Genomic DNA, 12,486 nt, shown 5'->3' with positions numbered 1-12,486 from the left:
TCCCACACTCCGCTCTTGCAGCGGAGTGTTCTTTGTGGATGACGGTAATCTCAAAACCCTGGCTCAAAATCCTGGCTGCCGGACTTCGTTCATGAAAAAAGCCCGGAACCGCTGTGGTCCGGGCTTTTGGCACGGCCCCCAGGGGGGCCGACCCATGGGGCGACTTACTCCGCAGGAGCAGCTTCCTTGGCCTCTTCCTTCTTCTCCATCGCCTTCTTGTGATGGGTATTCTTGTGGTGATGGTAGCTCTTGTGCTCCATCTTATTCTCCGGAGCCTTCTGGGCGGCCATCTCGGAACCCTGCGCGGCGGCGGGGGCAGCAGCCTCGGCAGCGAAAGCGCTGCTGGCGGTGAGGAAAGACAGGGCGACGCTCAACGCAACAATCTTCTTCATAAAAAGCTCTCCAAATAAGTGATGGTCCACCGCAAATGCGGGCCGCACGGGCGGCACCGGCTCTGAAGCATAAGCCATGCCAAGGTATCCAAGGCCCGTCCATCCTGGGGTTGGAGCGTTTTTGGCGGCCACGGAAAGCACCATGTTGTCGGTTTTTGGTATCGGCCCGTGGCCCAAGGACCAGGGATTCGGGCCCGCGACCTGCGCAGCTGGGCACTGGGATTGGCCGCGCCTCATCAAAAAAGGGAAGGTATTCCGGCCTATGCATTTCCTTGTAAGCTTTTCGCCCGGTTTCCCTGCCGCCTGGGGCTGACCAGCGGAGGCGTCACCTTCCGGCGACGCGCACCGCAGCGATCCACGAAAATCCGCGTCCCTGCTGAATCGTCCTTGTCGGGAGACAGGGACAACTCACTGCTCGGGCGGAACGTAGCCTTCCGGAGCCTGGGCACCCTCACCGAAAAAGTAGGCCTCCATCTGTTTCTCCAGAAAACTGCGGGAGTTGGGGTCGATGGGGGAAAGACGATACTCGTTGATGAGCATGGTCTGGTGCTTGAGCCAATCGGCCCAGGCCTCCTTGGACACTTCACGGTAGATTCGTGCTCCCAGGGGACCGGGATAGGGGGGGCGATCGAGACCTTCTGCCTCACGCCCCAGCTTCACACAATGTACCATTCGGGTCATGCCAGCACTCCTTGTCGACGAAAGCAGAATACGGTTGCGCAGTGTAGCTCAATCCAGCTGCTCTAGCAGCCGCCGGATTGGGCTTGGGAGACCGAGGCCAAGGGCACTACCAATATCCTGGCAAACCAATCCAGAATCCCCGTCGGCAACGACCTCGGCACGCAGCTGCGCGTGGAGTACTGCGTATTCCAGTTGGAAGTGGCTGAAGAGGTGGCGTCGCACGGGATCCAGGGATTGCGCTTTTAGCCGCAAACCGCAGGCAGAGGCGTAACGCTCGAGGGCCTGCGCGCGCTGGTCTGGATCGGTAAGGATCTGGCTGGCATCCAGGATGGGCAGGGACCACAGCCCGCCCCAGATGCCGTGTTCCGGACGGCGGTGCAGCAATACCCGACCAGCAGCATCGCGGGCCAGCAGCAAGGTTGCGTAGCGCTGCGGACGGTCGGACCTGTGGGTCTGCTCGTACCGATTCAGGAGCTCGGGCCGGGCGGCGGCTCGGCAGCGCGGGCGTAGCGGGCAACCGGGGCAATCTGGCCGACGCGAGCGGCAGTGGATGGCGCCGAGGTCCTGGATCGCCTGATTGTAGTCGTGGGCGGTACCCCGGGGCGTCTCCATGGCGGCGAGCTGCCACAGCCGCCGATCGTTGGCGGCGCTGCGCGGCTCGCCCACGAGTCCAGCTGTGCGAAACAGAACGCGCCGAGCATTGGCATCGAGAATCGCCTCATCCTGACCATAGGCGCTGGCCAAGACGGCGGCCGCGGTGCTGCGCCCCACGCCGGGGAGGGCCATGGCGCTGGCCCTATCCTTGGGAAAGCGACCGCCGTGGTCGCGTACCACCATCTGCGCCGCGCGGTGGGCATTGCGTGCACGGGCGTAGTAACCGAGGCCACTCCATTGCGCGAGAACCGCATCCAGAGGGGCGCTGGCCAGATCCTGCCAGCGCGGAAAGTGCGCCAGAAGACGCCCGTAGTAGGGCAAGGCGGTACGCACCTGGGTCTGTTGCAGGAGAATTTCCGCCAGCCACAGGGCGTAGTCGTCCTGGGTCTTCCGCCACGGCAGATCGTGTCGGCCACAGCGGCGGTACCAGGGCAGCAGCAGCTCGGCCAAGCCAAGGGGTGCCTCCGCGGTTCCAGTCCCTGGTTCTGAACGTGGCGGCGGCTTCAAGGGCGGATCTCCACGACCACCCCCCGCGCCGTGTAGCTTTTCCAATGCAGCTGCCCGATCTCGATGCGACCCTGCACCGGCCACCGCGTGGGCAGCGCCGGCAGTTGGCCGGGGCCGGCGCGGGGGGAAGATCGCGGAAGATAGGGGTCGAGATCGAGCTTGGGAATCTGCAGATCGACGTCCAGGTGTGGACCTTGCAGACGGGCACGCAGCAGGCCGTGGAAATGGGTTTTCCCCACTTGACCCCGTGCGCCATCCATGGACCACTGCGCTGGCCAATGCCCGCGCACAGAGCCCTCCAGGCGCAGGGGATCCAGAGCCTTATGGGCATTGGCCATAGGAGGAAGGTGAATGCCAAAGCCTTGGGCAAGCAGCTGAGGCCGGCTCACCCACATCTGCAACTGTGCCTCAACTGGCTGCGGCGGACGTAGACCGAGCTGGAAATCCCGCAGCTCGAGGGCGGCTCCAGCCGTGCGCAGGCGCGAGTCGGCACAGGAGAGGCGAGCGCTCTGCGCCTGCCAGGCGAGTTGCTCCAGATTCAGGGAAAATTCCCGACCACGCCAGCTACCCCTACCCACGAGTCTCGCCATGTGCAGATCCGCGCCAGCACGCTGCAGGCCGCTGGCTTGAAGATGCAAGCGGTCCGCGCCTTGACTGCTGCGTACCGTCAACTGCAGCTGCCCGTGACCGAGACGGGACGCGCTTGGCCATCGCGCCGCCACGGCCAGATACCCGGCAGCACCAGCCACAGACCATTGCCCACGGGCATACAGCCGACTTCGCTGCCAACCGAGATTTAGATGGGTCAGCTCCAATGTTCGCCCCGCCTGCGTCCACTGGACCGACGCGCCACGCACCAGGAGCGCCTGCGGCAGTGGCGGCAGACCCGTGCCGCTACCGTGAGTAGGCCAGGGGCCACGGATACGGGGTGCATCGGCAAGCACTTGGCGCAGGCGCAGACGTCCGTGGAAAAGGGCGGGCAAAGCGATTTCCAGCTGTAGGCGGGGTATCTGCAACAGAGGTTCCGCGGCGGGGCCCACGACAAGACCGTCAAGCACGATGCCGAGGGCGTCGCGGTCCAGGAAGAAGTGGGGGTTGGCGGCCAGACGCACCGGTTGACCCGTGGCGGCGCCCAGGGCCTGGACGAGCAGCGCGCGCGGCCCACGCGCCAGCCAGAACAGCAAGAGCGCCAGCGGCAGGCCGAGGATGAAGAGTGCAAGGAGCCTCTTCCTCCGGGATTTTCTAGATATTCTCGGATTGATCCGGGCTCCAGCCAAGATCTTCCCCTGCCAGTACACGCAGCGCGAGCACACGCGCCTCAGCGGCGGAGGTCTGGCGGATCTGCGCCTTGACCTCGGGAACCGCCCCCGGAAACATGCTGAATTCCCGCAGACCGAGGCCGATGAGCAGCGGCGTGAGGGCGGGGTTGGCGGCCATCTCACCGCACATGGCCACGGGTATTCCCGCCGTCTGCCCAGCCGCTATGGTGTGCTGGATCATGGCCAGCACGCCGATGTGCAGGGGGTCGAAGAGCGCATTGACATCGTCGTCGCCACGATCCACCGCCAAGGCGTACTGGATGAGGTCGTTGGTGCCGATGGAAAAAAAATCGGCATCGCGGGCAAAGCTGTGGGCCGCCATGGCCACGGCGGGTACTTCCACCATGATACCCACGGGCAGCCGCGGGTCGAAGGAATGCCCATCCCGTCGCAGTTCCTCCTGGATCTGGGCGAGCAGGGCCCGCGTCTGCTGCAGCTCCACCAGGGAACTCACCATGGGCAGCATGAGCCGTACCGGCCCCAGCGCAGAGGCGCGCAGGATGGCCCGGAGATGCGGTCGAAACCACTCCGGTCGGCGCAGACACAGGCGCAGGCCGCGCAGGCCCAGAGCCGGATTGAGGACGCCGTGGGCGGCGCGAAACTCATCGTCGCGCAGCCCTTTGTCGGCCCCCACATCCACCGAGCGAATGGTCACCGGCGCGCCGCCAAGGGCCTTGATGACCTGGCTGAAGGCCTGAAACTGCTCTTCCTCGCCGGGACTGTCGGCACGATTCATGAAGAGGAACTCGCTGCGGAAAAGGCCAACCCCTTCGGCATTGCTGCGCAGCACCCAATCGACATCCTCGGGCAGTTCGATGTTGGCGTACAGGTGCAGGGAGAGACCATCGCGGGTGACCGCTGGCAGGCCACGCTGCTCTTCGAGAAGCTGCAGGCGACGCAGGCGCTGCGCCTGTAGCTCACGGTACTGCTCCAACAGCATGGGGTCCGGGTTGACCAGTACGGTACCCTGTTCGCCGTCGACAATGACGGTGTCGCCCGTGCGCAGCAGCCGGCTGGCGATATGGGTGCCGACGACGGCAGGCAATCCCAGGCTGCGCGCCAGAATGGCCGAGTGCGAGGTGGAGGCACCAAAGTCCGTGACCCAGGCCAGCACCTTGCCCTGTTTGAGGAGTACGGTATCGGCCGGGCTCATCTCCGCTGCCACGATGATGCGCTCTTCGCCCACGGGGAGCTCCGGCGTGCGCACGCCCACCAAGTGGCGCAGCACCCGATCCGTCACCTGCAGGATGTCCTCACGCTTGGCGCGCAGGTAGGCATCTTCCATGCGCTCGAAGATCTCGAGCAAGCGCTCGCGTACGTGATGAAGAGCCCAGGCGGCATTGCGGTGCTCGTTCAGCACGAGACGCAGAGGGCGATCGCGCAGGGCCGGGTCGTCCAGCATCAGCAGGTGGGCGTCGATGAACAGCCGCGTGTCCTGGGGCGCATCGCCGGGGATGGCTTCGCGTACCCGCAGCAGCTCCTCCCGGGCGAGGCCAAGGGCCCGCCGCAGGCGCTCTGCCTCCGCCGTGGCGGCACCCGGCTCCACCAGGTACTCGGGGATGTCCAAAGCGGCGGCCTCCAGCACCACCGCCGTGCCGATGGCAATACCGGCGGCTGCAGGAATACCGCTGATCTCGAAGCTCACTCCCCCTCCCCAAAGCGATCCATGGTCAGCGCCAGCAGGGCATCGGCACACTCACGCTCACCCTCGCCAGAGGTCTCCAGTTGCAAGGTGCTGCCCTGGGCCGCCGCCAGAGTCATCAGGCCCATGATGCTCTTGCCGTTGACTCGCTGACCATCGCGCTCCACCCAGACCTGGCAGGGAAAACGAGCTGCGATGCTGACAAAGCGCGCCGATGCCCGCGCGTGCAGACCCAAACGGTTGAGGATCGGAAAATCGATGCGGACAGTCACGGGTTTTCCTCGCCAGTAAAGATCAGTGGCGAGCATAGCGCGCCGTGGCCTTACCCTCCAAGGCCCCAGAGCTCCCTGGCGGGGCAGCGCAGGCGCGGATGGCAGCTATGCCGCACCCCGGGGCCGCACCCCTTGGCGCCGGCCATGGCCCAAGGTAGGCTAGCGGTATGGCACCGATATTCCCGCGCGTCCTGCTCATCGGCAAGTATCGAGACCCGAGCTCGGGGCCCGGTCTTGCTCGTCTGGCGACGCTGCTACACACCCTCGGCGCCGAGGTTTTTCTCGAAAGCCATTGTGCGCCGGCGCTGCAGCACGACCTGCGCCTGCCCCTGCTGAACCTGGAAGATCCGACGCCCACACCGGATCTGGTGATTTCCCTGGGCGGCGACGGTACCTTGCTGAGCACGGCCCGGAGTCTCGCTGGCAGCGGCACGGCGGTTCTTGGCGTCAATCAGGGACGGCTTGGTTTTCTCGCCGATATTCCTCTGGACACCATTGAGGAGACCCTGCCGCCCATCCTCGCCGGAGCCTACCGCGAGGACCGTCGCAGCGTCTTGGTGGCTGAACTCTGGCGCGACGAACGCCGCATCGTCAGCGGTCTTGCCCTGAACGAGGTCTTCGTCCACAAGGGCTGCGGCGAGAGCATGGTAGAACTGCGCGTGCTGCTGGGCGACCGGCCCCTTTACACCGAGCGAGCCGATGGCCTGATCATAGCCACACCCACGGGCTCCACTGCCTATGCCCTGTCGGCGGGAGGACCGATCCTGAGCCCGGAGCTTCCGGCCCTGCTGCTGGTTCCCATCTGTCCGCACACCCTCAGCGCCCGACCCATTGCCATCGGCGACGGGCTGGAACTGCGCCTGTCGCTGCTGGCAGCCCGCCACCCGGCGGCCCTCAGTCTGGACAGTCACCATTCCTACCCCATGCAGGCGGGCGATGAGGTCCGGGTCCGCCGCTCACCGTGTGAGGCGCGCTTCATCCATCCCCTGGATCATGACTTTTATGGCATTCTGCGCCGCAAGCTGCACTGGGGTGAGCTTCCGGGTGAGGAGCGATGCTGACCCGTCTGGAAATCCGTAATTTTGCCTTGATCGAGGCTCTGGAACTGGAACTCGCCCCGGGCATGACCGTGGTGACGGGCGAGACGGGCGCGGGCAAGTCCATTGTCGTCGATGCCATTGCCCAGATCCTCGGCGACAAGGCCAGTGCGGACCTGGTCCGTTTCGGCGCCGAACAGGCGGAGATTGCCGCGAGTTTCAGCCTGACGGACGCTGCACCTGCCCGTCAATGGCTGCGCGATCAGGGACTCGACGACGACGATGGCGAGGGCTGCATCGTCCGTCGTCTCATCCCGCGACAAGGGCGCAGCCGAGCCTTCATCAATGGTCGGCAGGTTGCTGGCAATCAGCTACGCGAGTTGGGGGAGTACCTGATAGAGCTGCTCGGCCAGAACGCCCAGCAAGGTTTGTTGCGTCCAGAACGCCAGCGCGCTCTTTTGGATCGTTTTGCCCATCTGGAGGCGGAACTGGACGAGCTGGCACGTCGCCAACAACGCTGGCGCGCCGCTCAAGCCGCCCTTGAGCAGTACCGCAGCGAACGCGAACGCAGCGGCGCAGAACGGGAATGGCGCCGCTTCGTGCTGGAGGAATTGGAGCGTGTCGGTCTGCGCGCGGGTGAGTGGGAGGAATTGTCCAGCGAAGCCCGTCGCCTGGGGGCCGTGGAACAGCTTCGTGAGGCCGTCGCCACGTCCCTGTCTTGCCTGGAGGACGAGGGTGGTGCCCTTGGGCTGCTGGGTGAGGCGCAGCGCGCCCTGGCAGGTGCTTGCCAGAAGGATACCGCCCTCGCCGATAGCGCGGCCCTCGTCGACAGCGCAGAAATCCAGGTTCAAGAGGCCTGTCACGCTCTGCGCGCCTACCATGAGCATCTGGAAGCGGACCCCGCGCGCCTGGAACAGATCGGCCATCGCCTTCAGGTACTGCAGGACCTGCAGCGCAAGCATCAGCGGGATATGGCGGGACTGCTGTCCCTCTTGGAGGAACTACGCGCTGAACTGGGTGACGCAGAGCAGGATGGCGAGCGCCTCCATCGTCTGCAAGCAGAGGCCGACCAGAGCGAAGCATCCTACCGGGAGCAGGCCAAGGGCGTCAGCACGGCCCGCAGGGTAGCGGCACCCCGATTGGCACAGGCCATCGCCGCCGAAATACGGGATCTCGGCATGCCCCATGCGACGGTGAAAGTGGACGTGCAAAGCTACCCGGACGATCCCCGTCACTGGCAAAGCACGGGCTGGGATCAGGTGGAGCTGCACTTCAGCGCCAATCCCGGACATCCCCTGCAGGCACTGGCCAGGGTTGCCTCTGGTGGTGAACTCGCCCGTATCGGCCTTGCGCTGCAGGTCATCCTGGCACAACCAGAGCAGGTCGATACCCTGATCTTCGACGAAGTGGACGTCGGCGTAGGGGGAGCGGTGGCCGAGCGCATCGGTCGCCTGCTACGCCGCCTGGGCAAGGCGCAGCAGGTGTTGTGCGTGACGCACTTGCCACAGGTGGCAGCCCAGGCGCACCACCAACTCCTGGTGGAAAAAGTGGTGACGGGCGAGGCGACCCACAGCCGCATTCGGGTACTCGATACCGAGGGACGACGGGACGAGGTAGCGCGCATGCTCGGCGGGATCGAACTGGACGACAGTATCCACCGTGCCGCCCAGCGGCTTCTGGACGAGGCGAACAAAACCTGAAGCCCTCAGGCAGCGCGATGGTGTCGCGGGCGCGGAAGTGTCAGCACCTGACCGCGCGCGGCCTGCCAGCGCGCTACCGCAAGGCCGCCGTCGGGCAATCCGGCGCTGTAGAGCCGGGTTGTTGTCGGCAGGTGCCGGACGCGCCGATAGCCCAGTTCATCCCCTTGCCAGCGACCGTGCTGGTCCCAGACCGCGGCACACAGGCAGTGTCCCGGGGCATGCACGCCCCAATGGCCATTTCCCAGGCGAATGAGGTGCAGTTGTTGACGACCCAAGGACAGTGGTCCCACCGCGCTCTGGTCCCAGTTCTCCTCGCTCGGCAAGAGCAGACGGGCGTCGGGCAGGAGTAGGGCCAAGCGCTCGGCGGCGGCATTGAGGTCCGGATCGCTGTGGCTGACCAGGATATATCGGGGCCGCAACTGCGGGTCACGGTCCAGGAGCTGATCCAGATCGCCCTCCAGGGCAGCGCTGGTAAAATCTAGGATCAAGGCCTCATGACTCGCGGCATCCCACAAAGCCTGACGGTGCTGGTGGCGTGGTCGACTCGGGGACAAAGACAGTAGCTGCATCGTGACTCCTTTACCGTCATTCCATTAGCAAATTTACTTTTTCTGATGTTTTGCAAGTCATTGAAGCAGGGTTCGTGCCAGCCCAGAAACGACAGGCCCTGGCGACGCATCCGACGGCGGCGGCGGCGGACCAAGCCCCAGCCCCAGCGCTTCGCCTGTAGACGATTACCGACATTTTGGCCCGTACCCGCGCACGGGCGAGTCAGAGCACCCGCGCCAGCGTGGCTTTGGCGGCCGTAGCGACATGACTACAGTGGGCGAAAGATCGGCGCTCCCGTACACTGACATTCTGCTCGCCGGGATCAAGGAGGCCCCGAACCGCTACGGGGAGTGCAATCATGAGCGTGGTCAAGGGATTGGAGACGGATGGAAGCTGGGCTGCCGGCGTGCCTGTGGATAGCCGCCAGGGTGGGTCCATTCCGCGGCGGGTGCGGGCCGCTGCCCTGCTCATCTTCCTCATGGTGGTGCTGCTCGTGGCCCTCGCCTTGCAAGCCATTCACAGCCTGGGCAGTAGCAGCGACGTGCTGCTGGATACGGCATTGCCGGTACAACGACAGCTTCTGGAGATCCGGGACACCCAAGGACAGGCAGAATTCTACCGGCGTCTGGCCGGAGTGCTTCCCCACAGCGGCTACGAGCGCACCTTTCGCGCGCTGGTGCAGAGGGAACAGCAGGAACTACAGGAGCTCCTGCCCATCGTGCAGAACCGGCACCCTGAACTGGGCAGTCGGATAATGGCACTCAGCAAGGCCCTCGCCGACTACGGGCGCGCCGGTGTCCAGACCAAGGATGGGAAGGCCGGCCAGGCTGGCGTCGATGCGGCTCTGGCCGATCTCCACGCTAGCCTGCGGAAACTCTTCACCCGCGAGTCGGAGCAGGCGGCCGTGGCGCGGACGCGGGCCGTCTGGCTACTCTACCTGCTGGTGGCGGTGACGGCAGCCCTCGCCCTGTGGATTCCCTGGCGGGTCGCGGTGGCGCTGACGCGCCCCCTGGCAGAGATCCGCCGCGCTCTGGAGGACCTTGGGGCCGGGCGGGCAACACGCCTCGTGCGCGAGGGGCCCCAGGAGATCCGCGATCTGGCGGCGAGCATCGAGACCATGCAGAGCCGCCTGCGCGAAGAGGAGCGCCTGCGCCACCTCTTTCTCAGTCAGGTGTCCCACGAGCTCAAGACGCCACTGGCCTCGGCTCGCTCCGGCGCCGAGCTGATGCTCAGCGAGCGCCTCGGAAAACTCTCCCAGGCACAGCGCGAGGTGCTGGAGATCATCTCGAGGCAGGTCCAGGAACTCTACCTCGCCATCCAAGAGATGCTGGACATGCATGCCCTGCAGGCACAGAGTCTGGAGTATGCGGTGACGGATCTGGAACTGGCGACGCAACTGCAGGAGTTATGCGGACGGATGCAGCCGCTCCTCGACCGTCGTCAGCAGAAAATGGAAATCGCGGTGGACGCGGGACTGCAGGTGCGCGCCGATCCCAAGCGCCTGCTCCAGATCCTCAGCAATCTGGTGAGCAATGCCCACAAGTACAGTGTGTCCGGAGATACCATCCGCGTCGCAGCGCGGGCGGAGGGCGCAGGGGTACGGATTCAGGTGCGCGATCATGGCCCGGGCATACCCGAGGCACTCCTGGGCCGCGTCTTCGAGCGCTTCTTTCAGGTCTCTGCCAGCAGTAATCTGCCGCGCGGAACCGGCCTCGGCCTGGCCATCGCCCGCGAACTGGTACTTGCCCAGCACGGTGAGATCCGGGTCCGCAACCATCCCCAGGGGGGGCTCAGTGCCGAGGTCTGGCTTCCCGCTCCGCCACCCCGCGAGGCACAGCCATGAACATCCGTAGCTCCATTGTGCTTCTGGTCCTGCCGGCCCTGGCTGCCTGTGCCCAGATACTTCCGTCCGCAGAGCCAGCCGCAAGCTCCAGCCGGGCGCAGCTTTTGACGGAGCTTGGTCACTGCGGCGCGGCCGATGGCGTCGACTGCGCCCGTATCCATTTTGCCCTGGCCAGAGGCTACCTGCAGCAGGCGCCACTGACCAGTACCAATGTCGACAACGCCGCACGGGAGTTGCAGATGGCCGCGCAAAACCCCAAGGTGGCCGAGGAGATACAGCCCTGGCAGAACCTCATCGCCTATAGCCGTTCGTTGCAACGGCGCCGCCTTTCCTGCCTACCGACGGAGCTCCCGAAGGCCGCACATCCGGCAACGGCCCCCGCCAAATCGGCTGCGGAAGCATCGGCGGCGCAGCGTCTGCAACGTCTGGAGCAGCTCTTGCATCAACAGGCTGAGGAAAGTCTCACCACAAAGGCCCCGCAATGAGTCGAAAGTCCCTGGGTAGCGACCCTGGCCACATCTGCATCATCGACGACGATGCCGATTTCCTGCGCCTTCTCGGCCTCTGGCTGGAGAGTGAAGGGCATAAGGTACAGGCCTTCAGCACGCCGGTGCAGGCGGTCAAGGCCATGGAGCGAGAACTTCCGGATCTGGTCATCACCGACCTGCGCATGCCCGAAATGGATGGCATGGAAGTCCTCGAAGCGGTGCAGGAGCTGGATCCCGAGTTGCCGGTGATCCTCCTCACCGCCCACGGCAGCATCCCCAACGCCGTCGCCGCCATGCGTGCGCAAGCCTTTGGCTATCTTGGCAAACCCTTCAGCAGTGAGGAGCTGGAATCCCTGGTCGCCGCCGCCCTGCGCCAGCGTCAGGCAAGTCGCGAAACCAGCCGCCTGCGCGCCACGCTGAAGGATCTGGCCGGGCAGATGATCCTGCACCGCAGTCCCGTCATGGCCAAGCTCGTGGATGAACTGACCCGCGTTGCCCACTCCCAGACCAGCGTCTTCCTCACGGGCGAGAGCGGCTCGGGCAAGGAGCGGGTGGCGCGCGCCATCCACGCCGCCAGCCCCCGCGCCCAGGGCCCATTCGTCGCCGTCAACTGCGGCGCCATCGTCGCCGATCTGGCCGAGAGCGAGCTCTTCGGGCACGTCAAGGGGGCCTTCACCGGCGCCAGCCAGGATCACCCCGGTCTCATCCGCGCCGCCGACGGCGGCACCCTGTTTCTGGACGAGATTGCCGATCTTCCCCTGAGCCTGCAGGTCAAGCTCCTGCGCGTTTTGCAAGAGGGCACCCTGCGACCGGTGGGATCGCGGGAGGAGTATCGCGTGGACATCCGCGTCATCAGCGCCACGCACCAGGACATCTGCGCCCTGACGGCCAGCGGCGCCTTTCGCGAGGATCTGTACTACCGCCTCCACGTGATTCCACTGCGGGTGCCGAGCCTTGCCGAACGCCCCGAGGACATCCTGCTCTTGGCCCAGCACTTTCTCGATCGGGAGATCGCCCGCCTGCGTCGCCCCATCCAAGGATTCAGCCCGGAGGCCCTGGACAAGCTGATCTGCCGCCCCTGGCCCGGCAATGTCCGCGAACTGGAGAATGCCGTCACCCTGGCCGCAGCCCTGACGGAAAAAGGCTGGGTGGCCGCCGAAACCATTCCCGACCCCAGTCGCGCCGGCGGACGCAGTGCCTTCCCGCCTTTGCAAGATGCCAAAGCGGCCTTTGAACGCGGCTATCTCGAGAACCTGCTGCGCGCAACGGATGGCAACATCTCGCGGGCGGCGCGCATTGCCGGTCGGCACCGCACGGACCTCTACAAGCTGATGCGCAAGCACGAACTCACCCCGCAGGAGTTCAAGAATCAGGGCGACGAGGAAGCGCCGTGAACGACGAC

The 12,486-nt window shown here is 65.4% G+C and carries 12 protein-coding genes; 5 read left to right on the top strand and 7 right to left on the bottom strand.

The features are described 5' to 3' along the window. Positions 1 to 164 precede the first annotated feature (164 nt). The 6 genes from ACAty_RS02190 to ACAty_RS02160 all read right to left on the bottom strand — a co-directional run bounded on the left by ACAty_RS02190 (position 165) and on the right by ACAty_RS02160 (position 5,467). A complete protein-coding gene (locus ACAty_RS02190) occupies positions 165 to 392 on the bottom strand; it encodes a hypothetical protein (RefSeq protein WP_004870520.1) in 228 nt (75 codons plus the stop codon). Between the two features lie 408 nt (positions 393 to 800). Continuing rightward, complete coding sequence (locus ACAty_RS02180) at positions 801 to 1,073, bottom strand: oxidative damage protection protein (RefSeq protein ID WP_004870519.1); 273 nt, start codon at positions 1,071 to 1,073, stop codon at positions 801 to 803. A 48-nt stretch (positions 1,074 to 1,121) separates the two neighbouring features. Continuing rightward, the gene (locus tag ACAty_RS02175; RefSeq protein WP_004870518.1) at positions 1,122 to 2,177 is read right to left on the bottom strand and encodes an A/G-specific adenine glycosylase; all 1,056 of its coding nucleotides are present in this window, start codon (positions 2,175 to 2,177) and stop codon (positions 1,122 to 1,124) included. Positions 2,178 to 2,230: 53 nt separating this feature from the next. Next, the gene (locus ACAty_RS02170; RefSeq protein ID WP_226047745.1) at positions 2,231 to 3,511 is read right to left on the bottom strand and encodes an AsmA family protein; all 1,281 of its coding nucleotides are present in this window, start codon (positions 3,509 to 3,511) and stop codon (positions 2,231 to 2,233) included. Further along, on the bottom strand, positions 3,477 to 5,198 hold the full coding sequence (ptsP, locus tag ACAty_RS02165; RefSeq protein WP_004870515.1) for a phosphoenolpyruvate--protein phosphotransferase: 1,722 nt from the start codon (positions 5,196 to 5,198) through the stop codon (positions 3,477 to 3,479). Before ptsP ends, ACAty_RS02170 begins: the two co-directional genes overlap by 35 nt. Continuing rightward, positions 5,195 to 5,467, bottom strand: coding sequence for an HPr family phosphocarrier protein (locus ACAty_RS02160; protein ID WP_004870512.1), 273 nt, complete (start codon positions 5,465 to 5,467; stop codon positions 5,195 to 5,197). The genes ptsP and ACAty_RS02160 overlap by 4 nt, the downstream gene beginning before the upstream one ends. Before the next feature lie 167 nt (positions 5,468 to 5,634). Between ACAty_RS02160 and ACAty_RS02155 the strand changes: the two genes are divergently transcribed. Together ACAty_RS02155 and recN are read left to right on the top strand one after the other, a co-directional pair. Beyond that, positions 5,635 to 6,528: an NAD(+)/NADH kinase gene (locus ACAty_RS02155; protein WP_004870511.1), complete on the top strand. Its 894-nt coding sequence runs from the start codon at positions 5,635 to 5,637 to the stop codon at positions 6,526 to 6,528. Next, positions 6,522 to 8,204 (top strand): DNA repair protein RecN, encoded by a 1,683-nt coding sequence (gene recN / locus ACAty_RS02150; RefSeq protein ID WP_004870509.1) that lies wholly within the window; start codon positions 6,522 to 6,524, stop codon positions 8,202 to 8,204. The genes ACAty_RS02155 and recN overlap by 7 nt, the downstream gene beginning before the upstream one ends. 5 nt (positions 8,205 to 8,209) lie before the next feature. Here recN and ACAty_RS02145 read toward each other — a convergent pair whose 3' ends face one another. Further along, positions 8,210 to 8,773: a hypothetical protein gene (locus ACAty_RS02145; RefSeq protein ID WP_004870508.1), complete on the bottom strand. Its 564-nt coding sequence runs from the start codon at positions 8,771 to 8,773 to the stop codon at positions 8,210 to 8,212. 338 nt (positions 8,774 to 9,111) lie between these two features. Here ACAty_RS02145 and ACAty_RS02140 point away from each other — a divergent pair, with 338 nt between their 5' ends. The 3 genes from ACAty_RS02140 to ACAty_RS02130 are packed head-to-tail and all read left to right on the top strand — an operon-like array spanning position 9,112 to position 12,478. Then, the gene (locus ACAty_RS02140) at positions 9,112 to 10,596 is read left to right on the top strand and encodes a sensor histidine kinase (protein WP_004870506.1); all 1,485 of its coding nucleotides are present in this window, start codon (positions 9,112 to 9,114) and stop codon (positions 10,594 to 10,596) included. After that, positions 10,593 to 11,081 carry a hypothetical protein gene (locus ACAty_RS02135; protein ID WP_004870505.1) on the top strand — a complete coding sequence of 163 codons (489 nt, stop codon included), beginning with the start codon at positions 10,593 to 10,595 and terminating at the stop codon, positions 11,079 to 11,081. Before ACAty_RS02140 ends, ACAty_RS02135 begins: the two co-directional genes overlap by 4 nt. Next, positions 11,078 to 12,478: a sigma-54-dependent transcriptional regulator gene (locus ACAty_RS02130; RefSeq protein WP_004870503.1), complete on the top strand. Its 1,401-nt coding sequence runs from the start codon at positions 11,078 to 11,080 to the stop codon at positions 12,476 to 12,478. The genes ACAty_RS02135 and ACAty_RS02130 overlap by 4 nt, the downstream gene beginning before the upstream one ends. Positions 12,479 to 12,486: the final 8 nt, after the last annotated feature.

Source organism: Acidithiobacillus caldus ATCC 51756 (assembly GCF_000175575.2).
In the GTDB taxonomy this organism is placed as follows: domain Bacteria; phylum Pseudomonadota; class Gammaproteobacteria; order Acidithiobacillales; family Acidithiobacillaceae; genus Acidithiobacillus_A; species Acidithiobacillus_A caldus.
This window is presented reverse-complemented; position numbering and strand designations above follow the sequence as displayed.